The following is a 26,367-nucleotide window of genomic DNA, read 5'->3' as shown; positions in this document are numbered from 1 at the left end:
GCCACGGGTGTCATCGGGGCCGGGGCCCCGTGCGGCTCACCCCGTTTCCTCGGTCATCCGCTCGACGACGAGGTCCGTCAGCACGCGCGGCGTCGGGCACTCGTAGAGCACGTCGGCAGCCCAGTCCAGACCGGTCAACGTGGCGAGGTGGTCCCGCAGTTCGAGCGCGGCGACCGAGGTCAGACCGAGGTCGAAGAACTCGTCCTCGGCACCGATCTCGGTCGCGGACTCGTATCCGAGCACGGCCGCGGCGAGTGTCTGCACCCCGCCCAGCACGGCCTCTGCCCAGCGCTCCGGCGGCAGCTCCGCCAGCGTCGCCCGCAGTTCGGAGTCCTGGCTGTTCAGGTCCTTCGCCTCGGGTCCTGCGTCCGGCCGGTCGTCCGCCGGCTCTGCTTCGGCCGACGACTCGGCCGACGGCTCGGCCACGGGGGCCGGTTGCGCGGTGTCGGGCTCCGCGACGGGCGGTGCCGTCTCCGGCGCTCCGGCGACAACCGGCGGCGCCGGGGTGTCCGGCGCAGCGGTCGGAGCAACGGTCGGCGCGAGGAGTCGCACGGCCGGCTCGTCGGTGGCCATGGCCCGGCACAGTCCGAGTACGGCGGCACGGGGGTCGAGGCCGGGGTCGACCGCCACGACCCGCGCGGCACGGCCGTCCCCGGCCGCCGCCCGCAAGGTCGCGTCCACGCGGTCGCCCACGGACACGACGGTCACCAAAGGCGCTTCCACGTCGTCGAATCCGGTTCCGGCCCGGACGATCGCCGCCGTGAGCCGCACCGGGCCCTCGGCGCCACCGAACTTGACGGCGCCGGGCGGGCAGGTCACCCCGCCGGCCACCAGACAGCGGGCACCGGCCCGCAGTACGGCGTCGACCGTCGCCTCGGTCAGCGCGTCCGAAGGGCCGGCCACCAGGACGTCGCCCTGGGGCCGCCACTGACCGTCCGGGACGACCGTTTCGTACTCGCGCACGAACCTGCCGTCCGTCTGGATCAGCGTCTCCCGGTGCCCGTCGGCGATGGCCGCGCAGAGCCGGGCCCGGACGCGGGCGTCGATGCCCCGCGGCAGGGTCACGACGTGGTCGCCCTCGGGCACCGTGCCGCCGTCGGTGAGCACCCAACGGGGCACACCGGGCTCGGCGACGGGTTCGGCGCCGGGCAGCGCGACCACGAGGTCGGGCCGCCCGACGCCGCCCGACCGGACGCGGGCACCGTGCCGGACCAGGACACCGGCGATCGCGTCGGCCAGGTCGTCGTCACCCCCCTCGGGGGCGAGCAGCAGCACGTCGTGCGCGAGGACCGGCGCGGACGCGTCCGGCACCGGCGTCCACCGCGCCCGCTCCATGACCGGGGCGGTCACACCGAACCGCAGACGGCCGAGGGCCGCGAGCACCTGCGCCGGCGTCTCGTCGCCCCGCAGGTCCAGCAGGCCGAGGGCGGTGGTGACGTCGGCGCCGTCGACGGCCGACCAGAACGGATCGAGCGTGGTGTCCGTCGTGGCCGCGGGCACCGCGGGCGCGGGCTCGGGCTCGGGCTGCTGCGGGACGGCCGGTTCGGGCCAGTAACGACGGCCGCCGAAGGCGTACGTCGGCAGCGGCACCCGGCTCGCCGGCCTGCCCGCGTGGACGGCCCTCCAGTCGACGTCCACGCCGTGGGTGTGCAGGAGCCCCAGGGCTTCGGTCGCGGCACGGACGTCGTCGCGGCCGCGCCGCAGCAGGGCGACGGGGCGGACCGTGGTGTCCGGCAGGCACGCCTCCGCGGCCGGGGCGAGCACGGCGTCGGGGCCCACCTCCAGGAAGGCCGTGGCTCCGCTCTCGTGCGCCTGCCGGACGGCGTCGGCGAACCGGACCGAGCCGCGCAGCTGGTCCACCCAGTAGTCGGGGGTGTCCATGGCCCGGTCGGTCCGGACGGTGGAGACCACCGGGATCCGGGCCTGCCCGAACCGCATCGTCTCCGCGACCGCCCGGAAGCCGGCGAGCGCCGGCTCGACGTGCGGCGAGTGGAACGCGACGTCCACGCGCAGCCGGCGGGTCCGATGGCCACGGTCCGCCAGCTCCTGGGCCGCCGCCAGCACGGCCTCCTCGTCCCCGGACAGGACGACCGCCCGGGGGCCGTTGACGGCCGCGATCTCCACCTGGCCGGCACGGCCGTCCAGTACGGCGAGCACGTCCTCCTCCGTCGCCCGTACCGACACCATCGCTCCCCCGGCGGGCAGCGCGCCCAGGGCGCGGCCGCGCGCGGCCACCAGCGCGGCGGCGTCGGCGAGGGGCAGCAGGCCGGAGACGCAGGCCGCCGACAGCTCACCGATGGAGTGGCCGATGAGGGCCTCGGGCACGACGCCCCAGGACGACAGCAGCCCGAACTGGGCGACCTGGAGGGCGAACAGCGCCGGCTGGGTGTACTCGGTGCGGTCCAGCAGGTCCTCCCGCTCGAACACCACCTCCCGCAGCCCCGTTTCCAGGTCGAAGTGCGCGGCCACCTCGTCGAAGGCTTCCGCGTAGCGGGGGAACGTCTCGTACAGCCCCCGTCCCATGCCGGGCAGTTGGCTGCCCTGACCGGTGAACAGCAGTGCGAGCCGCTGCCTGCTCGCGGTCGCCCGCCGCAGGCCGTCGGCCGCGCGGTTCGCCGCCAGGGCCGTCAGGGCCGCCCGCGTGCCCGGCTCGTCGGAACCGGTCACGAGGGCCCGGTGGCGGTGGGCGGAGCGGGTGGTGGACAGGGCCCGCGCCACCGCGGCGGGGTCGGACGTGTCCGCCTCCAGCAGTCGCTGCGCCTGGGCGCGCAGCGCCTCCTCGGAGCGTGCCGACAGCAGCCACGGCACGCCTTCCAGGGCGGGCAGCGTCTCCGGGGCGGCCACCGGCGGCGCCTGCTCGATCACCACGTGCACGTTGGTGCCGCTGATGCCGAACGAGGACACGCCCATGCGGCGCGGTCCGGGCTGCTCGGGCCAGGGCTCGGCCGAGGTCAGCAGGGCGACGTCGCCGGTGCTCCAGTCGACGTGCGGGGAGGGCTCGTCGATGTGCAGGCTGCGCGGCAGCAGTCCGTGCCGGATGGCCAGGACGGCCTTGATGACGCCCGCGATGCCGGCCGCCGCCTGGATGTGGCCGATGTTGGACTTGAGCGAGCCGAGCCGGAGCGGCGCCGGACGGTCCTGGCCGTAGACCGCGAGGACGGCCTGGGCCTCGATCGGGTCGCCGAGCTCCGTGCCCGTGCCGTGTGCCTCGACGGCGGCCACGTCGGTGGGGCGCAGGCCGCCCGCGGCGAGGGCCGCGCGCATCACCTGCTCCTGGGCCCGGCCGTTGGGGGCCGTGAGGCCGTTGCTCGCGCCGTCGGAGTTCAGCGCGCTGGCACGCAGCACGGCCAGCACCTCGTGTCCCAGGGCGCGGGCCCGTGACAGGCGTTCGACGAGCACCACGCCGACGCCCTCACCCAGCGCGGTGCCGTCGGCGGCGGCCGCGAAGGGCTTGCACCGGCCGTCGGCGGCCAGTCCGCGCTGGCGGCTGAACTCCACGAACGGCACCGGTGTGGAGAGCACCGTCACGCCGCCCGCGAGCGCGAGTTCGCACTCCCCCGCCCGTACCGCCTGGGCGGCGAGGTGCAGAGCGGTCAGCGACGACGAGCAGGCGGTGTCGACGGTGACCGTCGGCCCCTCCAGCCCGTAGGTGTACGCCACCCGGCCGGACAGCACGCCGCCGCCGACACCGGGGGCGAGGAAGCCCTCGGCGGCGGCGTTCTCCAGCAGGCGGCCGTAGTCCTGGTACATGGCGCCCACGAACACACCGGTCCGGGTGCCCCGCAGGGTGGCGGGGTCGATGCCGGCGTCCTCGCACGCCTCCCAGACCGTTTCCAGCAGGAGCCGCTGCTGCGGGTCCATCGCGAGGGCCTCGCGCGGCGACACCCCGAAGAAGGCCGCGTCGAAGGCGGTGGCGTCGGTCATGAAGCCGCCGTGCCGGACGTAGGAGCTGCCCGCGGCCGCGGGGTCCGCGTCGTAGAGGCGCTCCAGCGGCCAGCCGCGGTCGTCGGGGAACGGGGAGATGCCGTCGCGTTCGGCGACCAGCATGTCCCAGAGGTCCGCCGGGGAGCGGACGCCGCCGGGGATCCTGCATCCGATGCCCACGAGGACGACGGGGTCGTCCGCGTCGGCGGTGGTGCCGGGGGCCGCCGCCGTCGCGGGGGCCGCCGGGGTGGCCCCCGCGAGCAGCTCGTCCAGGTGGCGTGTCAGCGCGGCCGGGTTGGGGTGGCTGAACACCAAGGTGGCGGGCAGCCGCAGGCCGGTGGCGCCGGCGAGGCGGTTGCGCAGTTCGACGGCGCTGAGCGAGCCGAACCCCGCGTCCTTGAACGCCCGGTCGGGGTCGACCAGGTCCGGTGAGGTGTGGCCGAGCACGGCGGCGGTGTGGCCGACCACCAGGTCGAGCAGGATGCGCCGCCGGTCAGCTCCGCTCTTCCCGGCGAGGCGGCCGGCGAGTTCGGAGTCGGCGACCGGTCCGCCGGGGGTGGCGGTGCGGCGGGCCGGCGTGCCGAGCAGGTCGCGGAGCGGGACGGGCACGGCCTCGCCCTGGGCCCGCAGGGCGGCCGTGTCGAGCCGGATGGGGGCGAGCACCGGCTCGTCGGAGGCGAGGGCGGCGTCGAGCGCGGCCAGCGCGTCGGCGGTCGGCAGCGGCAGGAAGCCGGAGCGGCCGAAGCGGGCGCGGTCGACGCCCTCCGTCATGTCACTGGTGGCGTCCCACAGGCCCCAGGCCAGCGACACACCGGGCAGCCCCTGGGCGTGGCGCAGCCGGGCCAGGGCGTCGAGTCCGGCGTTGGCCGCGGCGTAGTTGGCCTGTCCGAGTCCGCCGAGGACGCCCACGGCGGAGGAGAACAGCACCAGCCGTGCCTCGGGCAGCAGTTCGTGCAGGTGGCGTGCGGCGTCGAGCTTGGGCTCCAGCACGCGCGGGAGGCGCTGCGGTGTCAGGTCGGTCACCAGGCCGTCGTCCAGCGCGCCGGCGGCGTGCACGACGGTCGTGAAGCCGGCCCCCTCGACCAGCTCCGCCAGCGCGGCGCGGTCGGCGACGTCGCACGCGACGACCCGTACGGTCGCACCGGCCTCGGTCAGCTCCTCGGCGAGTTCGGTCATGCCGGGTGCCTGTTCCCCGCGCCGGCTGGCCAGGACCAGCTCCCGAACGCCGCGGGTGTGCACGAGGTGCAGGGCGACGAGTCGGCCGAGCGTCCCGGACGCCCCGGTCACGAGGGTCGTGCCGAGGTCCGCCGCCTCGCCCGTGGCGGGGGCGGCGCGGACCAGTCGCGGCACGCTCGCGGCGCCCGACGCGAGGGTGATCTGCGGTTCGCCGGCGGCCAGTGCGGCGGGGACCGCGGCGAGGGTGGCGTCCTCGTCGTCGGCCAGGTCGAGCAGCAGGAAACGGTCGGGGTGTTCGAGCTGGGCGGACCGCACGAGGCCCGCGACGGCGGCTTCCGCCACGTCGTCGTGGACGCGGCGGGTGACCACGACGAGCGTCGGGGCCGGGTGCCCGGCCTCCTGGGGGGCCTCGCCGTTCCGGTCGTCGGCCACCCAGTCGTGGACGAGGCGCAGTGCGTCGCGCACGGCGTCGGCGGGGTCGCCGGTGGGCGCCGGGACCAGCACGAACCGGGCGGCGTCCTGGGAGGGTCGCTTCTTGAGCAGCCGGGCGAGGTCCGCGTCGCGGACGGCGTAGTCCTCGTGGTCGCCCGTCGCGTCGGGCAGGGGGCGGGTCACCTGCTCGGGGCGCAGGAGGTCACCGCGGTCGGGCCGGTTGAGTGCGCCCGCCGGGAGCTCGCGGAGCACCAGCGTGTCCACCGACGCGACCGGTGCCCCGGAGGGGTCGGTGAGGGCGAGGCGGACGGCGTCGGGTCCGGCGGCGGAGAGCGTGACGCGGACGGTGTCCGCGCCGACGGCGTGCACGCGCAGGCCCTGCCACTCGAAGGGCAGCGAGGGACGGCCGTGTTCCTGGGTGAGGAAGCCGCCGAGTGCCACCGGGTGCAGGCACGCGTCGAGCAGGGCCGGGTGGAGGGTGAAGCCGTCGGCCCCGTCGGCGCCGGGGAGTGCGACCTCGGCGAACAGGTCACCGCCCCGGCCCCGCCACAGCGCCCGTACGCCGCGGAAGGCCGGGCCGTAGGCCAGCCCCGCCTCGTCCAGCCGGGCGTACAGCGCCTCGACGTCGAGCGGTTCCGCGTCGGACGGCGGCCAGACGGCGGGCGCCGCCGGAGGTTCGTCGCCGGTGGGCAGCAGGACGGCGGTGGCGTGCGTGGTCCAGTGCCCGGACCCGGTCCGGGCGTGCAGGGTCAGTCCGCGGGAGCCGCCGCGGTCCTCGCCGGTGATGTCGATGCGCAGCCGGACGTCGGCGTCGTCGGGCAGGACGACGGGGGTGAGCAGGGTGAGCTGGTCGACGGCGGCGCAGCCGACCTCGTCGCCCGCCCTGGACACCAGCTCCGCCAGCGCCGCGCCGGGCACGACGACGTGTCCCTCCACGGTGTGGTCGGCGAGCCAGGGCTGGTCGGCGAGGGTCAGCCGACCGGTCAGCACCACCTGCTCGGCCCCGGACAGGGCGGCCCGCAGGACGGGGTGGTCGACGTTGTCGAGGCCCAGCGCGGTCGCGTCGCCGGTGCCGGCGGTGGTGCGCAGCCAGTACGGCTCGGTGACGAACGCGGTGGTGGGCAGCTCGACGTGGCGGGCGCCGGGCCAGACGGCGGACCAGTCGGGGCGCACGCCCTTGACGTGCAGCTGGGCGAGGGCGAGGAGCAGCTGTTCCGGTCCGCCCTCGTCCCGGCGCAGCGTGTGGGCGACCGCGGTGTCGGTGCCGAGGGCGTCGACGGTCTCCTGTGCGCCGTTGGTGACGACGGGGTGCGGGCTGACTTCCAGCAGGGTGGCGCAGCCGCGCTCGACGAGGGCGGTGACGGCTTCGTCGAAGCGGACCGTCTCGCGCAGGTTGCGGTACCAGTAGTCGGCGTCGAAGGCGTCGGCGCCGTCGATCCAGCGGCCTTCCACGGAGGAGAAGAAGGGGACCTCGGGGGCGCGCGGGCGCACCGGGGCAAGGGCTTCCAGCACCTGCTCGCGGACGGCTTCGACGTGGGCGCTGTGCGACGCGTAGTCGACGTCGACGCGCCGGGCCCGCACGCCGTCCGCCTCGCAGGCGGCGAGGAGTTCGTCGAGGGCGTCGGTGTCGCCCGAGACGACCACCGAGGACGCCCCGTTGACGGCGGCCAGCGACAGCCGGCCGTCCCAGCGGCGCAGCCGGTCGCGGGCCTCGTCGGCCGGCAGGGCGAGGGACATCATGCCGCCGCGGCCGGCGATGGCCGTCAGGGCCCGGCTGCGCAGGGCGACGACGCGGGCGGCGTCCTCGACGGTCAGGGCCCCGGCCACGCAGGCGGCGGCTATCTCGCCCTGGCTGTGGCCGACGACGGCGGCGGGCCGGACGCCGAGCGAGCGCCACACCTCGGCGAGGGCGACCATGACGGCGAACAGGGCGGGCTGGACGACGTCGACGCGGTCGAGGTCGCCCTCGCCGCGCAGGACGGCCGTCAGCTCGAAGTCGACGTGGGGGGCGAGTGCGGCCTCGCACTCGGCTATCCGCGCGCGGAACACCTCGTTGGTGTCGAGCAGGCGCACGGCCATGTCCCGCCACTGCGAGCCCTGGCCGGGGAAGAGGAAGGCCACCGGGCCCGAGGGGCCGGTGGTGCCCTCCACCACGGCGGGCGACGGGCGGCCCGCGGCGAGCTCGGTCAGGGCCGCGAGGAGCTCGTCCCGGTCGGTGCCGAGGACGACCGCGCGGTGTTCGTGCGCGGCGCGGGTGGTGGCCAGCGAGAAGCCCACGTCGCGGGGGTGCTGTTCGGGGTGGTCGGCCAGGAAGCCGGCGAGGGCCGCGGCCTGGGCGTGCAGCCCGGCGGCCGAACGGCCGGACAGGGGCCAGGCCCACGGCCCGGTCGCGTGGGGCGCGGCGTCCTCGGCCTCGCCCCCGTCCTCGTATACGGGCGGCTCCTCCAGGACCACGTGGGCGTTGGTGCCGCTGACGCCGAACGAGGACACGGCGGCGCGCCGGAGGTCGTCGCCGGCGGGCCACGGCACGTCGTCGGCCAGGAGCTCCACGGCGCCCGCCGACCAGTCCACGTACGGGGTCGGGGCGTCGAGGTGCGGTGTGCGGGGCAGCACGCCGTGCCGCATGGCCATGACGGTCTTGATGATCCCGGCGACGCCCGCGGCGGCCTGGGTGTGCCCGAGGTTGCCCTTGACCGATCCCAGGCGCAGCGGCTTCTTCCGCTGCTTGCCGTACACGGCGAGCACGGCCTGTGCCTCGACGGGGTCGCCGAGCGGGGTGCCGGTGCCGTGCGCCTCCACCGCGTCGACCTGCTCGGGGGTGAGACCGGCGTCGGCCAGGGCCTCCCGGATGACGCGCTGTTGGGCGGGGCCGTTGGGTGCGGTGAGGCCGTTGCTGGCGCCGTCGGAGTTGACGGCGGTGCCGCGGACGACCGCCAGCACCCGGTGGCCGGCGGCCACCGCCGCCGAGAGGCGCTCGACGACGAGCACGCCCACGCCCTCGGACCAGGCGGTGCCGTCGGCGGCGGCAGCGAAGGGCTTGCACCGGCCGTCGGGGGCGAGGCCCCGCTGGCGGCTGAATTCGATGAAGCCGGTGGGGGTGGCCATCACCGTCGCACCGCCGACGAGGGCCATCTCGCACTCGCCGCGGCGCAGTGACCGCACGGCCAGGTGCAGGGCGACCAGCGACGACGAACAGGCGGTGTCCACCGTGATGGCGGGGCCGCGCAGGCCGAGCTGGTAGGCCACCCGCCCGGAGACGACGCTGCCCGCGCCCTGGGCGCCGGGGTAGTCGTGGTGCATCACGCCGGTGAACACACCGGTGCGGCTCTCGCGCAGCGCGGTCGGGTCCAGGCCCGCCCGCTCGACGGCTTCCCAGGAGGTCTGGAGGATCAGCCGCTGCTGGGGGTCGGTGTGGAGGGCTTCCTTCGGCGAGATGCCGAAGAATCCCGCGTCGAAGGAGGCCGCGCCGTGCAGGAAGCCGCCCTCGCGGACGGTGGTCGTGCCCGGGTGGTCGGGGTCGGGGTGGTAGAGCGCGTCCAGGTCCCAGCCGCGGTCGGCCGGGGACGGTGTGATCCCGTCGCGGCCCTCGGCGACCAGGGACCAGAGGTCCTCGGGCGATTCGACGCCGCCGGGGTAGTGGCAGGCCATGCCGACGATCGCGATGGGCTCGGCGGAGCGCTCCTCGACGTCGCGCAGCCTCTGCCGTGCCGTCTGGAGTTCCGCGGTGACCCGCCGCAGGTAGTCGCGGAGCTTGTCCTCGTTGGTCATCGGTTGCGGTCCTCCAGTCCCGGCAGCGGGGTGCCGAGCTCAGCGTCGATCAAAGCGAAGACCTCGTCGTCGGTCGCGGTCTCGTAGGTGGTGAGGGTGCCCGGCGCGGTGCGCGGCGCCAGGCGGTCGAGCAGGCCGCGGACCCGTTCCACGGCGCGGTCCCGGGCCGTGTCGTCCATGTCCTCCTCCGCCGCGGTGAGCGCGGCGGCGAGGCGGTCGAAGGCCTCGGACAGGGTCGGCGGGTCGTCCGCCCCCGACGCGCCGGCGAACCGCTCGTCGAGGTGGTCGACCAGGTCGGCCGGGGTGGGGTGGTCGAACACGAGCGTGGCCTCCAGGGACAGCCCCAGGGCCGCGCCGAGCCGGTTGCGGAACTCGATGGAGCTCAGCGAGTCGAAGCCGAGCTCCTGGAACGACCGGTCGGATTCGATCGCGGCGGCGCCCGAGTAGCCGAGCACGGCCGCGGCCTGACCCCGGACCAGCGCGGACAGCCTGGCCCGCCGCTCGTCGGGGCGAAGGCCCGTGAGGCCCGGGTCGACGGCGGGCGCGTCGGCCGGCTCCGACGTGAGGAGGCCGCGCAGGAGGTGCGGCACGACGGCGGCCCGGCCGGTGCCGAGTCGCACGGCGGTGACCTCCGGGTGTCCTCCGGCGAGGGCGGCGTCGAGCAGCCGCAGGGCGGCGTCGGTCGGCAGCGGCTCGACGCCGCCGCGGGCGAGCCGGTCGCGGTCGGCGACCATGCCGTCCTCGGTCGCCCACGGTCCCCAGGCCACCGAGACGGCCCGCCGGCCGGTCCCGGCGCGCTGCCGGGCGAGAGCGTCGAGGAAGGCGTTGGCCGCGGCGTAGTTGCCCTGGCCGGGGCCGCCCAGCACGCCCGCCACCGAGGAGAACAGCACCAGTTCGGCGTCCGGCAGCAGTTCGTGCAGGTTCGTCGCGCCGTCGACCTTGGGCCGCAGCACACGCTCGACGCGCTCGGCGTCGAGGGCGGTGACGACCCCGTCGTCGAGGACGCCCGCGGCGTGCACCGCCATCGTCACCGTCCGGTCGGCCAGCAGGGCGGCGAGGGCCGCACGATCGGCCACGTCGCACGCGGCGGTCTCGATGCGGGCGTCCAGCCCGGCCAGGTCCGCCGGGCGCCGGCCGCTGCGGCTGACCAGCAGCACGTCGCGCACGCCGTGCCGCTCCACGAGGTGGCGGACCACGGGCCCGGCGAGGGCACCGCTCGCGCCGGTGACGAGGACCGTGCCGGGTCGGCGCGGCTCGCCCGGGGACGCGGCGGCCGGTGTGCGGACCAGACGGGCGCCCAGCACCCGCCCGTCACGCAGCGCCAGCCTCGGTTCGTCGGAGCCCAGCGCGCGGGGCAGCGCGGCAAGGCCGTCCGCCTCGACGAGGGTGAATCGTCCGGGGTGTTCGGACTGGGCGGAGCCCACCAGGCCCCACGCCGCGGCGGTGGCCGGGTCGGGGGCGGTGGTGAGAAGGACGAGCCGGGAGGCCGCGTACCGCTCGTCGGCCAGCCACTCCTGGAGCAGGCCGAGCACCCGGGTGGTGAGCGCGCGGGCGGCGTCGGCCGTCGGTCCGTCGGAGACGACGGGCAGGACGACGACCGGCGGCACGTCCACCAGTGCGGACGGCTCCGGTGCCCGGAGCACCTCGGCCCCGGTCGCGGCCAGGGCGGCGCCGATCCCGTCCGGGTCCGGGCCGAGCACCGCGTAGCGGGCGTGCGCGTCGGCCTCCGGGGTCTCGACGGGCACCCACTCGATGTGGTGGAGCGGGTCGGCGGGGGTGCCGGCCCGGCGCAGGACGACCGAGTCGACGGACGCCACGGGAGCACCGGCACGGTCCGTGAGCCGGACCTCGACCACGTCGTCGCGAAGGTGGACGACCCGGACCCGGGCGGCGGTCGCGCCGGCCGCGTGGAGGCGCACTCCGGACCAGGCGAAGGGCAGGTAGGGACGGTCGCCGTCGAGCTTCGAGGCGAGGGCCACGGTGTGCAGGGCGGCGTCGAGCAGCACCGGGTGCAGACCGTGCAACCCGGCGTCCCCGTCGGGTACGACCACGTCGGCGTAGACCGCGTCGGCGGTGCGCCAGGCGCGGCGCAGGCCCTGGAAGGCGGGTCCGTATCCGGACAGCGTCTCGTAGAGCCGGGTGACGTCCACCTCCTCGGCGTCCTTGGGGAGGGGCGGCGTGCTCGGGGCGTCGTCGGGGGCGGGGGCGAGGGTGCCCGTCACATGGGCGGCCCAGTCGGCACCCGCGGGGCGGGCGTGCAGCTCGAAGTCCCGCCGCCCGTCCGCCGAGGGCGGGCCGACGACAAGACGTACGTCCGCGTCGCCCGACGGCAGCGGGGTGTGGGTCACGAGCTCGGCGACCTTGGGGCAGCCCAGTCGTGCTCCGGCGTGCAGGGCCAGGTCGACGAAGTACGTCCCGGGGACGAGCACGGCGTTGTCCACGGTGTGGTCGGCCAGCCAGGGCCGGTCGGCCGTGGAGATCCGGGTGCTGAAGACGTGCCGGTCGGGCAGCTCGACCAGTTCGGCCAGTGCGGCGGGCGCGACCGGCTCGGTGGGGGCAGTGGCCCCGGCCGGCGCGGGCAGGACGGCCCGGGGGGCCGGGGCGGTCTCGATCCAGTGCCGTTCGCGGGCGAACGGGTAGCCGGGCAGCGAGAGCCGGCGCGGGCGGTCGGGTGACGGGACGGTGATGTCCGCGCCCTCGACCCAGGCCCGGGCCAGGGCCTGCAGGTCGTCCCCGGAGACCGATGCGGCGGAGCGCCGCCGCCGGCCGCGGTGGCAGCCGGTCCCGGTGCGCAGGGCCTCGGCGAACTCGGCGGTGGTGGTGGCGACGACGGCGAGCCGCTCGTCGAGGTGGTCGCGTCCGGCCCAGAGCGTGAAGGCGAGGGCCGCCGGATCGACGGGCGGGGCCGCCGCGGCGAGCCCGGCCGCCAGTCCGGCCGGGGTGGTGCCCCCGTCGACGGGCAGCCGGACGCCGAAGGTCTCCTCGATACGGTGGGCGAGCTCGGCCAGCCGCGGGTAGTCCAGGCCGAGTTCGGCCAGCGGTTCGCGCGGGTCGGCCGGGAAGCCCACGACCTCGGTCAGGATCTCCGCCAGGGCGGCGGGGACGTCGGCGCCGGCCTCCGCGCCGTCGGCCCGCTCCAGGTGGGCGAGCAGGGCCGTGACCGTCTCGTCCAGCCGGGTGGCGTCCTTGGCCGAGAGCACGAACAGCCGGGGCCGCGCCGTCTCCGGGGCGGCGTCAGAGGTGGGGTGCTCGGTCAGCACCACGTGCGCGTTGGCGCCGCCGGCGCCGAAGGAGCTGATCGCCGCGGTCCGCGGCGTGCCGTCGGGCGCTGTCCAGGGTTCGGTGGCGCGCTGCACGCGGAACCGCGAGGCGGCCCAGTCGACACCGGGGTTGAGGGTCTCGGCGTGCAGGGACGGCACCAGTTCCCGGTGGCGCATCTGCAGCACGACCTTGGTGAGGGCGGCGATGCCCGCCGCCGACTCCAGGTGGCCGATGTTCGACTTGACGGAGCCGATGGGCCACGGGCCCCGGCCGGCCCCGGCGGCGTCGAAGGCCCGCTCCAGGGCCGCGATCTCGATCGGGTCGCCCAGGCTGGTGCCGGTGCCGTGCGCCTCGAGGTAGCCGAGGCCGGCCGGGTCGACGCCCGCGCCCGCCAGCGAGTTCTCGACGAGTGCGGCCTGCGAGGCCGGGTTGGGCACGGAGAAGCCACCGGTGTGGCCGCCGTGGTTGAGCACCGTGCCGCGGATGACGGCGTGCACGTGGTCGCCGTCGCGCAGCGCGTCGCGCAGCGGTCGCAGCAGCACCACGCCGACGCCCTCCCCGGGCACGTAGCCGTCGCCGCCCTCGCCGAAGGCCCGGCAGCGGCCGTCGGTGGAGAGGAAGGACGACTGGCTGAGCAGCAGGTACTTGTTGGGGTGGACGTGCAGATTGACGCCTCCCGCCAGCGCCGCCTCGCACTCCCCGCGCCGGATCGCCTCGACGGCGAGGTGCAGCGCCGTCAGCGACGACGAGCACATGGTGTCGAGCGCGATGCTCGGCCCCTTCAGGTCGAGGAAGAAGGAGACACGGTTGGCTATGGACGCGCTGAAGGAGGAGGGGACGAAGCCGGCCTCCTCGCGCACGCCGTGCAGTTGGTACTGGTTGTACATCACGCCCGCGAACACCCCGACGGCGCGTCCGCGCCAGGCCGAGGGCGCGTGTCCCGCCTCCTCGAAGGCGTGCCACGCCTCCTGGAGGAACAGCCGCTCCTGGGGGTCGAGCACCGCGGCCTCGTTGGGCGAGATGTGGAAGAACGCGGCGTCGAACTCGTCGATGCCGTCGACGAATCCGCCCCACCGGCCGTAGGAACGGCCGGGGACGCCCTTGGTGTCGGTGTGGATCGCGTCGTGGTCCCAGCGGTCGGCGGGCACCTCGGTGATGCAGTCGCGGCCGTCACGCAGGTTCGCCCAGAACTCGTCGACGCTGCGGGCCATGGGGTAGCGGCCGCTGATCCCCACGATGGCGATCGCGTCGTCGTCGCCGGAGGCATCGGCCGCCGGAGCGGCGACGGGCACCGGAGCGGTGACGGGCTCGCCGGCCGCGACGAGTTCAGTGCCCGCGACGGCCTCGGCTGCCACCGGGGTGAATTGGCTGGTGATCGTGTCCGCCGAGCCCACCAGGGCGACGAGGTGCGGCCGGCCGCTGCCCGCGGCCCGCAGCAGGATGTCCATCGCCGTCGGGGTGTCCATGGCCTTCAGGCCCATCGTGCGCAGGGCGGCGTCGTCGAGCGGCATGCCGCCGTCGGCCCACCCGGGCCATCCGACCGACACGACCCCCGGCTTGCCCTCCGCGAAGGCGTCGAGGAAGGCGTTGGCGCAGGCGTAGTCGGCCTGGCCCCGGTTGCCCCAGGCGGCGGCCGTGGACGAGCAGAGCACGAGGAAGTCCATCCCGAGGTGCCGGGTGGCGTCGTACAGATGACGGGCCCCTGCGACCTTGGGCGCCAGCACCGCGCGGACGTCCTCGGCGCTCTTGCCCGCGATCAGCCCGTCGCGCAGCACACCGGCGGCGTGCACCACACCGTGCAGCGCGCCGTACGTGGACAGCGCGTGGTCGACCGCGCGGCGTACGTCCTCGGCGCGGGTGACGTCCGCCGCGACGACGGCGACCTCGGCCCCGAGGGCGGTCAGTTCGGCGGTCACCGACGACGGGGCGGCCGTGCGCCCGCAGAGCACCAGCCGGGCCCGTACGGTCCGCGCCAGGTGCCGGGCCAGGGCGAGGCCCACCCCGCCGAGCCCGCCCGTGATCAGGTAGACGCCCCGCTCGCGCAGGCGCGTCGGGGTGTCCGGGGCGGGCGTCGGCCGGATGTCGCGCACCCGGCGCTCCCCCGCCTCGTACCGGACGTCCACGTCGGGTGCGCCCGCCGCGAGCTCGGCCAGGGCGTCGGCGGCGTGCGGCGAGCACACCACGGCGGCGCTGACGCCCGGCTGTTCCATGCGGAGGGTGCGGAAGAGGCCCGCGACCGCCGCGGCCGGCGCGTCGGCCGGAAGGTGGCAGACGATCCGGACCGGGCTCCTGCGGGCGCGCAGCAGGGCTGCCGCGAAGGCGGTCAGGTCGACCGCCTCCCTCTCCAGGTCCTGCGGGTCGGCCGGGGTCCAGAGAACGTCCGAGGCGTCCGTCGCCCCGAGCAGGGCCGGCCAGTCGCGCGGGGTCGAGGCGTCGACGGTCAGCACGGAGGCCGGCGCGGGTGCCGGCGGCAGCGGCGCGGCCCGCCAGTGGGGCTCGAACCAGACGACCTCGGTGGGCAGTTCCTCCCGCACCCCGGTCTCGGTCGGGGCGGGGGCCGCGGCCTCGGCGGGCGGGGCCGGGGTCACGGCCTGCGCGTCGTCGGGCAGCCGGTACTCCCCGAGGTGTTCGACCAGGGACGCGAAGGTGTTGTGCTCGAACAGCAGCGTGGGCGAGAAGTCGGTGCCGTACGCCCGCTCCAGGTCGGCGGCGATGCCGAGCAGCCCCGTGGAGTCGAGGCCCAGCTCGTAGAACCCGGCCTCCTCGTCGAAGTCCGCCGTCTCGAGTCGCTCGGTGAGCAGCGCGCGCACCACGGTCTCGGCCGACTGCCGCGGGCGCGGCGCCGCCTCCAGCCGGGTGATGGCGTCCTCGTCCCGTACCCGCTTCGAGGTGAGCCCGCGGAACCACAGCAGGACGCCGCCGTCCGGGTCGAGGAAGCGGAAGTCACAGGTGGTCAGGTCGCCGTCCGGGCCGGTCGGCCGGGGCGGGGTGGCGTGCACCAGGGTGCGCGCCCCGATCGGCTGCCGGGCCCGGAAGGACTCGATGAGCATCGGGATGTACGGGCGCGCGGCCGCGCCGACCCCGGACGAGGCGAACTGCGTCGGCAGCAGCGTCGAGGAGTCCAGCGCGGCGGGGTGCAGATGGAAGTACTCGGCGTACGCCGCGGCCTGCGGGCCGAGCGACAGGTCCGCCAGCAGTTCCCCGTCACCGACGTGCAGGGTGCCGCGGGCCCGCATGAAGTCCCCGTGCTCGATGCCGGTCCGCCGCACGAGCGCGTACAGGTCCGCCATGTCCGCGGTGTGCGGCGTCCGTCCGCGCAGGGCGGCCAGGTCGACGGCCTCCGCGGGGAAGGGCACGTCCAGCAGCAGCCGGCAGTCCAGCACCGGCTCGGTCTCGCCCGACGGGCGGCGGGTGCCCGTGACGGACACCCGGTAGCCGTCACCGTCCGCGGTGAAGCCCACCCGCAGCTCGGTGTCGAACTCCTCTCCGGCGGCCACCGGGTTGCGGAACAGCACACGGCGCAGCTCCACCCGGGCGGTGTCGACGCCTTGTGCGCGCAGGATCCGGTAGATCATGTCGAGGAACGACACGCCGGGCAGGATGCGCGTGCCGTGCACCCGGTGGTCGCGCAGCACCGGGTCGGTCCCGCGCACCACCACGGTGCAGGTCAGGCCATCCAACGCTTTCATTTCTTTCCTTCCGGCACAGTCGAGAACTCGAGCTCGAAGAACGGCTCGGGCGGGTCCGTCACCACGGGAGGTCCGGCGTCCGCGGACGCCGGTGCGGGGACGGACGTCGGCGCGGGCGCCGGTGCGTCGAACCAGAACCGCCGCCGCCGGTAGCGGGGCGCCTCCAGCGGAGCGCGGGTCGGTACGTGGTCGTCGGGTGCCTGGCGCACCACCATGTGCGCGTTGGTGCCGCCGAACCCGAAGGAGCTGACGGCGCCCCGGCGCGTTCCGTCGCGGCCGGTGAAGGGCCGCACCTCCCGCACGGGGAACAGCGGTGACTCCTCGAACCGGAAGCGCCGGTTGAGGGTCGCGCAGTGCAGTGTGGGCGGCAGCTGCGCGTGGTGGACCGACAGCACGACCTTGATCAGCCCGGCCATGCCGGCCGCGCTGAGGGTGTGCCCGATGTTGGTCTTCACGCTGCCGACGCCGCAGAACCCGATCTCGTCGGTGGAGCCGCGGAACGCCTCCGTGAGCGCCTTCAGCTCCATCGGGTCACCGATCATGGTGCCGGTGCCGTGTGCTTCCACGTAGCCGATCTGTGCCGGGGTGATGCCGGCGTCCGCCCAGGCGGCCTCGATCACCTGCCGCTGCGCGCTCGGCTTGGGCGTCGTGATGCCCATGGTGCGGCCGTCGTTGTTGACGGCACTGCCCTCGATGACCGCGTAGACCCGGTCGCCGTCGCGCACCGCGTCGGACAGGCGCTTGAGCATCAGCATGCCGGCGCCCTCGCCGAGGACGATGCCGTCGGCCCGCTCGTCGAAGGTGTGGCAGCGGCCGGTCGGCGACAGCGCGCCCGCCCCGCTCATGCCGACGAACGGAACCTCGTCGAGGAGGATGTCGACGCCGGCGGCGAAGGCCAGGTCCGACTCTCCGGTCCGCAGGCTGTGCGTGGCGAGGTGCACCGCGACGAGCGCGCTGGAGCAGGCCGTGTCGACGACGACGGCCGGTCCGCGCAGGTCGAGGTAGTGGGACAGCTGCGCGGCGATGAAGTTCTGCGCCATCCCGCTGATCGAGTGCGGGCCCGCGGTGCCGTGGTGCGCACCGAAGTTCGCCGCCCGGGCGCCCGCGAAGACGCCCACGCGTCGGCCCGCGACCTCCTCGGGGGTGAGCCCGGCGTCGGCCAGGCACTCCGCGCCGGTCTCGAGGACCTGGCGCACCAGGGGGTCGACGAAGGGGGCGCCGGCCGGGTCGAGCCGGAAGTGGTCGGGGTCGAAGTCCTCGATGCCGTCGAGGAAGCCGCCCCACTTGCTGACGGTGGTGCCGGGCTGCGGGTCGGGCCGCCAGAAGCGGTCCGGGTCCCAGCGGGACGGCGGCACCTCGGTCACCGAGTCCGTCCCGGACACCAGGTTCCGCCAGAACGCCCGGTGGTCGGGTGCCCCGGGGAAGTGCGCGGCCATGCCGATGACGGCGATGCCGTCCTTCGGTCCGGCTGCTGCCGCCTCGGACTCTGCCGTCTTTGACGTGGTGTCGGCTTCGGCCCGTCCGGTGGATTCCGTGGCTGCCACGGCCCGGGGTGTCCGCTCGGTCTCCGAGGGCATCGGGGCGGGGGCCGGGGCGGGCGCCGACAGTGCGGCTTCCGGCACCTGGTCCCGCAGCGCCTTCGCGAGGAGCGTCACGGTCGGGTTCTCGAGGACGGCCGACGGCTCCGCGACGACGCCGAGCTCCCGCTCCAGCGCGGCGAGGATCTGGGCGACCATGATCGAGTCCACGCCCAGATCGGCGAAGTCCTCGTCCGGCCCGACCTGCGCGGGGTCCAGCCGCAGCGTCGAGGCGATCACCTCGGTCACGCGCCGGACGAGGCCGTTCCCGGCCTGGACAGCGGGGGCTGCCGCAGCAGGGGCGGGGGCGGCCGGCGCGTCGGCCGGACGGCCGGGCGCGGGGACCGCGAGCAGGGCGCCGGCGTCGAAGCGGGCGGCGTCCACGACGCACGGCAGGAGAACCGGGTGGCTTCCGGTCATCGCCTGGTCCAGCAGGGCCAGTCCCGTCTCCGGGTCCAGGGTCCGCAGGCCGAGGTCCCGGTAGGCCGGGGTGTCGACCTCGGGCATGCCGGCCGAGCGCCAGCTCGGCCACTGCAGCGACCTGACGACGGGTCCGCCGGTGGCGGCCCGGTACTCGGCGACCCGGTCCAGCACGGAGTTGGCCAGCGCGTAGTCGCTCATGCCGACCGCCAGTGCGGGCACCTGGCCGGCGACGGACGAGTACAGCACGACGAACCGCAGGGGGTCGTCCGCGCACCCGTCCAGGACGGCCTGGAGGCCGGCCGTCTTCGGTTCGAGGACCCGCTGGATGTCCTCGATCCGCTTGCCGATGAAGGCCGGATCGCGCATCACGCCGAGTCCGGCGCAGTGCACGATCCCGGCGATCGGGCCCAGCTCACGCCGTGCGCGGTCCAGGACCTCGGAGATCCGATCCAGCGGGGCGGTCTCGACGGCCACCCGCACGCCCGGGCGGTCGAGCGCCGCGAGGTCGCGCAGCCGCGCCGCGAGGGCCGGGTCGGTGCCGGGGTCCGCGAGGAGCGCGGGCCACTCGTCCCGGGCGGGCAGCGGCGAGCGGCCGAGCAGGACGAGCCGGTCGGCTCCCCGCTCGATGAGCCGGGCCGCGACCAGCCGGCCCAGCGCGCCCGTGCCGCCGGTGATGACGACCGTGCGGCCGGCGAGGTCCGCCGACCAGTCGGCGGACGGCGTGACCGGGTCGGCCGGGCGCAGCACCGGCCGGTACCGCTCCCCCGCCCGCACGCAGGCCTCGGTGACCGGGTCGGTCGCGGCGAGTTCGGCGGCGACCGCCGCCCGCACCGCGGCCGGCTCCAGCGTGTCGAGGTCGAGGGTGCGGGCGAACACGCCGCGGTACTCCGCCGTGAGCATCCTGACGAGGCCGGCGAAGGCCGCGCCGCGCAGCGTCGGCTGCTCGGCCCGGAACGTCGTCAGGCCGCGGGTCAGGTGCAGGTAGGCGAAGCCACGGGTCCGGTTCGCGGTGACCAGCTCGCGCAGCAGCGCGATCCGGGACCAGTCGGCCTCCGGCGTCGCGAGCGGCGTGGCCGAGAAGTCGACCAGGTCCACGACGGCGGCCATGTCACGTGCCGACTCCGCGACGCGCGCGACGGCGGCGTCGTCACTGTCGTGGTCCAGCCGGACCACGGTGGCCGCGGGGCCGAACGCCGCGATGGCGACGGGCTCGGTCTCGGCGCTGACGAGCACCATGACGCGGCCCGGCAGCTCGCCCTGGGGCAGCGGCGCGGGCTCCCAGTCCTTCACCAGCAGCAGGGAGGTCGCCGAGTCCTGCGGAGCCGGCTGTCCGCCCGCGGCGGGGCCGGCGGTGAGCCAGTGCCGTTCGCGTGCGAAGGGGTAGGTGGGCATGGACGTCAGCGGGGGCCGGTCGGACCGCAGGGCGTTCCAGTCGAAGTCGGCGCCTGCCTGCCAAAGTTCCGCGATCCGGTCGAGGTTGCCCTCCCGGACCAGGCGCGCCAGGTAGCTCGCGCCCTCCGGCTCGGACAGCCACGCGTGGCCGCCGTCCGCACCACCACTGTCGACACGGTCGCCGTCGAGGAAGGCGGCCAACCGCGCCCGCAGTTCACCGGTCGAGCCGGCGACCACCGCGAGCCGCGCCGCCATGGGGATCCGCCCGGTCTGGGAGGTGTAGGCGAGCGAGGACAGCGACGGCGTCTCACCGTCGAGGAACGTCACCGTGGCCGCGGCGTAGCGTCGCAGCGCGTCCTCGTCGCGGGCGGAGAGCACGAACACCTCACGCGCCTGGCCCTCCTGCGGGGCCGGCGGCGTCGTGGCGGGGGCCTCCTCCAGGACGACGTGCGCGTTGACGCCGCCGAAGCCGAAAGAGCTGACGCCGGCACGCAGCGGCAGAGGTGCGCCGCTGTCGTCCGTGGGCGCCCACGGGGTCGTCTCCCGTACGGGCCGGAACGGGGTGCCGGTGAGGTCGATCAGCGGGTTGAGCGTCTTAAGGTGCAGCGTCGGCGGCAGCGTCCGGTGACGCATGGCCTGCACCACCTTGATGACGCCCGCGACGCCCGCGGCGGGTTCCAGATGACCGATGTTGCTCTTGACGGTTCCGATGCCGCACGCGGTCGCGGGTCCCTCGGCCAGGGTCCGGTGGGCCCGGACGAGGCCGTCGATCTCCACGGGGTCGCCGAGCGCGGTGCCGGTGCCGTGGAGTTCGGTGTAGGAGACCGTCTCCACCGGCACGCCCGCGTCCCGGTAGGCGTCGACCAGCAGGTCGGCCTGCGCGAGCGGGTTCGGAGCGGTCAGCGAAGACGCGTGCCCGCCGTGGTTGACGGCGCTGCCGCGGATCACGGCGTGCACCCGGTCGCCGTCGGCGAGGGCGCGGGACAGCGGCTTGAGCACGAGCACGCCCACGCCCTCGCCCTTGACGTATCCGTCGGCCCGGGCGTCGAGCGCCTTGCAGCGGCCGTCCGGGGAGAGCACTCCGAGCTGGTTGCCGGCGACGACGGTCTGCGGCGACAGCACGAGGCTCACGCCGCCGGCGATGGCCAGCTCGCTCTCGCCGCTGCGCAGGGCGCGGACGGCGCGGTGCAGCGCCACCAGGGAGCTGGAGCAGGCGGTGTCGATGCTCTCGCTCGGGCCCCTGAGGTCCAGCAGGTAGGAGATGCGGTTGGCCAGGATGGTCCGCGCCAGTCCGGTGCCGGCGTGCGGGTTGACCTGTTCGCCGCGCAGGACCATCGACTCGTAGTCGTTGAACTGCACGCCCGCGAAGACGCAGACCCGGCGGCCGGCGAGCCGGTCCGGCCGGCAGCCGGCGTCCTCCAGCGCCGCCCACGTCTGCTCGAGGAACAGCCGGTGCTGCGGGTCCATGACCTCGGCCTCGGCGGGCGAGATCTTGAAGAACCGCGCGTCGAAGCGGTCGACGTCGGTCAGGAAGCCGCCCCAGCGGGCGGTGCCGCCGAAGCGCCGGGACACCTCCTGCCAGTCCCACCGGTCGGCGGGGGTCTCGGTGATCAGGTCCCGTCCGTCGGCGAGGTTCCGCCAGAACGCCTCCACGTCCGGCGAGTCCGGGAACCGCCCGGCCATGCCGATGATGGCGATGGCGTCGTCCGACGAGGACGGGGCCGGGGTGGCGGGTGCAGGGGTGGTCACCGCTTCCGTCCGGGTGACCGGGGGCAGTGCGGCGGCGGCCGGTGCCGCGTCCCGCTCCAGCAGGGCGGGGTGCTCCGCCAGGAGGTGACGGGCGAGCTTGTCGATCGTGTTGGCACCGAAGAGCGTCGTCGTCGGCACCGTCACGCCGTAGGTCTCCTCCAGGGCCACGGAGAGGGACTGGAGTCCGAAGGAGTCCAGGCCGTACTCACCGAAGCCGGCCTCCGGGTCGAGCGCCGTCGGCGCCAGGCCGAGGAGCTCGGCGACCATCGTCCGCAGCCGGCCGGTCAGTTCGCCGGCGGACGGCGCGGCCGGCTCCGCGGCCGACGACGGCTGTACGACCGAGGGCGCCTGTACGACCGACGGCGTCGGGGCGGCCGGGCGGTCCTGGGGCGTGTTCTGCCGGATCCGCATCGCCTCGATCCGCTCGCGCATCCGCTCCGGCTCTCCCGGCAGCACGGCGACCTGGGGGTGTCCCAGGCGCAGCACGAGGTCGAGCATCCGCTCGCCCTCGTCGGCCTCCAGGTAGCGGAAGCCGGTGGCGGCGAGGTAGCCGCGCTCGTCCTCGGGGTCCACGTGCATGCCCCCGGCGCGCCACATGGGCCAGTCGATCGAGACCGTGCGGCCGCTGCGGCGGCCCGCCGAGCGCAGCGTCTCGCGCTCCTCGGCGAATCCGTCGAGGAAGCGGGCGCCGACGGCGTAGTCGACGAGACCGTAGTCGCCGAGCTGGCCGGCCAGGGACGAGTACAGGACGAATACGTCCAGCGGCTCGTCGCGGGTCACCTCGTCGAGCACCCGGGTGCCCTCGAAGCGCGCCCGCAGGTGGGCGCGGAACTCGGCGACGTCCTTGCCGGGCAGCGGGGTGCGGGAAGCGGTCGCGGCGAGGTGGAAGACACCGTGCAGCGCGCCCCACCTGTCCTTGACGGCCGTCACGACCTCCGCCATGGCAGCGGCGTCGGTCACGGACGCCTGGAAGTACGCGACGTCACCGAGTGCGCGCAGCTCGGCCAGTTCCCGGGCGCGGTCCTCGGCGGACGACCGGCCGGTGAGGGCCACTCGGGCACCGCGCGCCAGCAGCGTGCGGGCGAGCAGCAGTCCGAGCCCGCCGGTGCCGCCGGTCACCAGGTGCACGCCGTCCGGGCGCAGCGGCGAGGCGACGGCGGGCAGCGCGGCGACCTCCGAGAGGGCGCGCACGCTGCGGCCGCCGGCCGAGAGACGGACCGCGGCCGCGGAGAGCCGTTCGGCCGTCACCTCGGCGAGCAGGGCGGCCTGTTCGACCCGGCCCGTGACGCGTACGACGCCGAAGGCCGTGCCGGGCAGGGCGGCGCGCAGCGAGGTGTCGAATCCGCCCCAGGCCTCCGCCATGGCGTCCTCGGGCACGAGGACCTGGATCCGGGCCGCGGCGCGGGAGGTCGTCATGGCCTGGACGAGCAGGTAGACCGACTCGATGCCGAGGTCCTCGCGGTCCGGTTCGAGCAGCGGCCACTGGTGCACGATCCGGTCCGCCGGTGTGGCGAGCAGCCGGGCGTAGTCCTCGGCCTCGCCGGGGCGGATCGTGACGGTGGAGCCGTCGTCCGCGTACGCGGAGCCGGCCCGCACGTGGACGGCGCCGGGGACCGGCAGGTCGCCGAACACCAGCACCCGGCCCGTGAACGGCGCGGCGGGCGGCACGGGTTCGGCCGTCCACGCGGCCGTGAAGAGGCTGACGGGCTCCGTGTCCGCTGTGTCACCGGAGGCGGGCGCAGGGGCGGGCTCGATGGCTCCCGCAGGGGCGCCGTCGGTGAACCAGTGCCGCTCGGCGGCGAAGGGATACGCCGGCAGGGAACGCCGGCGCGGCGCCGGGGTCCACCGGGCGGACCAGTCGATCGCCCGGCCCCGGACCCAGGCGGCGGCCGTCTCGTCGGCGCCGCGGCCCTCGAACGGTGACCGGTCGGCGTGCCGGTCGACGTGGCCGAGGTGGATGCCGGAGGAGTCCCCGGCGAGGAAGCGGCGGAGGGTGGCCACCGCGTGCTCACCGGATTCCGCGACGAACGCCAGGCGTTCGGCGTGCTCGGCGCGGCCGGACTGGAGGGTGTGGGCGGTGCCCGCGAGGTCGTGCGCCCAGGTGTCCGGGGTGTCGACGAACGAGTGCGCGAAGGCGCGCAGCCGCTCCGGGTCGCGGGCGGAGAGCGTGAACACGGCCGGGCCGTCGGCCGGCGCGGGCTCCTCGGCCGGGTACTCCTCCAGCACGACGTGGGCGTTGACCCCGCCGTAGCCGAACGAGCTGACTCCGGCGCGGCGCGGCACGCCGGGCGCCGCGGGCGCCCAGTCACGGCCGGTCGCCGCGACCTCGAACGCCGTGCCCTCCAGCGCCAGGTGGGGGTTGAGCTCCGGGCCGTGCGGGTCGCCGGTGATCCGCCCGTGCCGCATCGACAGCAGCACGCGCAGCACCGCGGCGATGCCCGCCGCCGGTTCGAGGTGGCCGATGGTGTTCTTCAGCGCGCCCAGCGCGCAGTGCGGCGCGGCCGGTGCCGGGTGGCCCCACTCGCGGTAGAGCTCGGCGAACGCCTGGCGCAGGCCGTTGGTCTCGGCGGGGTCGCCGATGACCGTCCCGGTGCCGTGCGTCTCGATGTAGCCGATGGTCGCCGGGTCGGTGCCCGCCTCGCGGTGGGCGCGCACGATGACCTCGGCCTGGGCGCGCGGGTTGGGGGCCGTCAGCGAGTTGGACCGCCCGCCGTGGTTGACGGCGGTGCCGCGCAGGACGGCGAGGATCGGGTTGCCGTCGGCACGGGCCCGGCTGAGCCGCTTGAGCACGACGGCGCCGACGCCCTCGCCGCGCACATAGCCCGCGGCGTCCTTGTCGAAGGCCCGGCCCACGCCGTCCGGGCTGAGCATGCCCGCCCGTTCGAGGGAGGCGAAGGTCACGGGCGACAGCATGAGGCTGACGCCGCCCGCGATGACCGTGTCGCAGTGTCCGAGCCGCAGCGCCTCCGCCGCGCGGTGCAGGGCCACCAGCGAGCTGGAACAGGCCGTGTCCACGGGTTCGCTGGGGCCGCGCAGGTCGAGGTGGTAGGAGACGCGGTTGGCCAGCATGGAGGGGGTCAGACCGGTCGAGGAGTACGCGTCGGTGGCCGTGCCGGAGCGCTGCACCAGCTCGGCGTACTCCGACGCGCCGACGCCGACGAACAGTCCGGTGTCGGTGCCGGCGAGGTCGGCCGGGTCGATGCCCGCGTCCTCCAGCGCCGTCCACACGGTGCGCAGCAGCAGCCGCTGGCGGGGGTCCATCCAGCGGGCCTCGCGGGGCGAGATGCCGAAGAACAGCGGGTCGAAGCGGTCGACGTCCGGCATGAAGCCGGCCCGGGTGATCCGGGTCCGGTCGGGGTGGTGCGCCGGGTCCCCGTAGTGCGCGCGGCTGTCCCAGCGGTCGGCGGGTACCTCGGTGAAGAGGTCACCGCCCCGCTGCAGGCCGGCCCAGAACTCGTCCAGGTCCCGCGCGCCGGGCAGGGTGCCCGCCATGCCGACGATCACGACCGGGTCGTCGGCGGCCCGGTCGGCCGCCGCGGCGTGGACCGGCGCGGGCTCGGGCTCGGCCGGTGCCGCACCGGCCACGGCGTCCGGGTGTTCACGGTCGAGCCACTCGGCGAGCGACTTCGGGGTGGGGGTGGCGAGGAGCTGGTCGGGCCCGACGGGCACGCCGAAGGCGTTGGCGACGTCGTCGGCGAAGCGGATGAGGCTCAGCGAGTCCAGGCCGTGCTCGTGGAAGGAGCCGGCGGGGTCGAGGTCGGTCACCGGGTAGCCGCTGACCGCGCCCAGCAGACGCAGCAGGGTGTCCAGCGAACCGGCCGGGCGGGCCGGGCGGGTGGCCGGAGCGGCCGCTGCGACGGGGGCGGCCGGGGCGACGGCGTCGATCCAGCAGCGGGTCCGGGCGAAGGGGTACCCGGGCAGCGACAGCGGGCGCACCGGGCCCTGGTGGGCGGCCGCCCAGTCGAAGACCTCACCCGCGGCCCAGCGACGGGCCACGCCGTCCGGGTCGGCCGGGGAGGGCACGGTGGCCGTGCCGGGTTCCGCGGTCACCACGGCGGTGTGGCCACTGGGCCGGCCGGCGAGGAAGGCTTCGAGCGCTTCGGTGAGCTCCCGCGCCGAACGTGCCACGACGGCGAACCGGTGGGCCATGGGCTCCCGGCCGGTCTGCAGGGTGTACGCCAGCCGGCCGAGGTCGACGCCGGCGCCGCCGCCGGCCCGGCCGGCCAGCTCGCGCAGGGTCGTGCCGCCGTGCACGGTGCCCGGCCGGACGAAGTCGCCGAGGCCGATGAGACGCACCATGGTGGACGGGTCCAGCCCCAGCTCGTCGAGCGGTTCGTCGACGGCCGTGACGGGGACGCCGACCGCGGTGGCGATGTCCTTGGGGTCGGCGCCGGGGCCGGCGGTCCGCAGCCAGTCCAGCATCCGTTCGACGACGCGGCGCAGTGCCTCCGCGTCACGTGCGGAGAAGGGGAAGACGGCCGGTCCCGTCGTACCGCCCGCCGGGGTGTCCGCCGGGTACTCCTCGACCACGAGGTGGGCGTTGGAGCCCCCGGCGCCGAAGGCGCTGATGCCCGCGCGCAGCGGCTCGGCGCCCTTCCACGGCGTGAGTTCCCGCTGTACGCGGAACGGTACGGAGTTCCAGTCGACGGCCGGGTTGAGGGCCTCCGCGTGCAGCGAGGGCGCCAGTTCGCGGGCCTTCATCTGCAGCAGCACCTTGGTGAGGGCGGCGACGCCCGCGGCCGACTCCAGGTGGCCGACGGAGGACTTCACCGAGCCGAGGGCGACGGATCCGGCCGGCAGGTCGCCGAAGGCCCGGACCAGCCCGGCCACCTCGGCCGGGTCGCCCAGCGCGGTACCGGTGCCGTGCGCCTCGACGTACGAGACGGTCGCCGGGTCGATGCCGGCACCGTGCAGCGCCGAGGCGATGACCTCGCCCTGGGCGGCCGGGCTGGGGACGGCGAACCCGCCGGTCTTGC

At 75.8% G+C, this 26,367-nt stretch carries 3 protein-coding genes (1 of these 3 cut by a window edge); all 3 read right to left on the bottom strand.

The window, feature by feature from the left end:
* Positions 1-36: 36 nt before the first annotated feature.
* Tightly spaced (each overlapping or abutting the next), the 3 genes in view from AB8O64_RS32590 to AB8O64_RS32580 form a layout consistent with a single transcriptional unit that may run on beyond the window.
* Positions 37-9,300: an SDR family NAD(P)-dependent oxidoreductase gene (locus AB8O64_RS32590; protein ID WP_370423220.1), complete on the bottom strand. Its 9,264-nt coding sequence runs from the start codon at positions 9,298-9,300 to the stop codon at positions 37-39.
* Positions 9,297-16,250: an SDR family NAD(P)-dependent oxidoreductase gene (locus AB8O64_RS32585; protein WP_370423218.1), complete on the bottom strand. Its 6,954-nt coding sequence runs from the start codon at positions 16,248-16,250 to the stop codon at positions 9,297-9,299. Before AB8O64_RS32585 ends, AB8O64_RS32590 begins: the two co-directional genes overlap by 4 nt.
* Positions 16,247-26,367, bottom strand: partial view of an SDR family NAD(P)-dependent oxidoreductase gene (locus AB8O64_RS32580; protein WP_370423216.1) — the 3' portion only. It continues 9,190 nt past the right edge of the window; only the last 10,121 of its 19,311 coding nucleotides appear in the window; the start codon falls outside the window, past its right edge; the stop codon is at positions 16,247-16,249. Before AB8O64_RS32580 ends, AB8O64_RS32585 begins: the two co-directional genes overlap by 4 nt.

Origin of the sequence: Streptomyces sp. QH1-20 (assembly GCF_041283565.1) — a bacterium.
In the GTDB taxonomy this organism is placed as follows: Bacteria; Actinomycetota; Actinomycetes; order Streptomycetales; family Streptomycetaceae; genus Streptomyces; species Streptomyces syringius.
The sequence above is the reverse complement of the archived record's forward strand: the minus strand, read 5'-3'. Positions and strand labels throughout refer to the sequence as shown.

Excerpts from the sequence above, each read along its gene's own strand:
- AB8O64_RS32590 (WP_370423220.1), bottom strand. The coding sequence starts at position 9,300 with ATGACCAACGAGGACAAGCTCCGCGACTACCTGCGGCGGGTCACCGCG.
- AB8O64_RS32585 (WP_370423218.1), bottom strand. The coding sequence starts at position 16,250 with ATGAAAGCGTTGGATGGCCTGACCTGCACCGTGGTGGTGCGCGGGACC.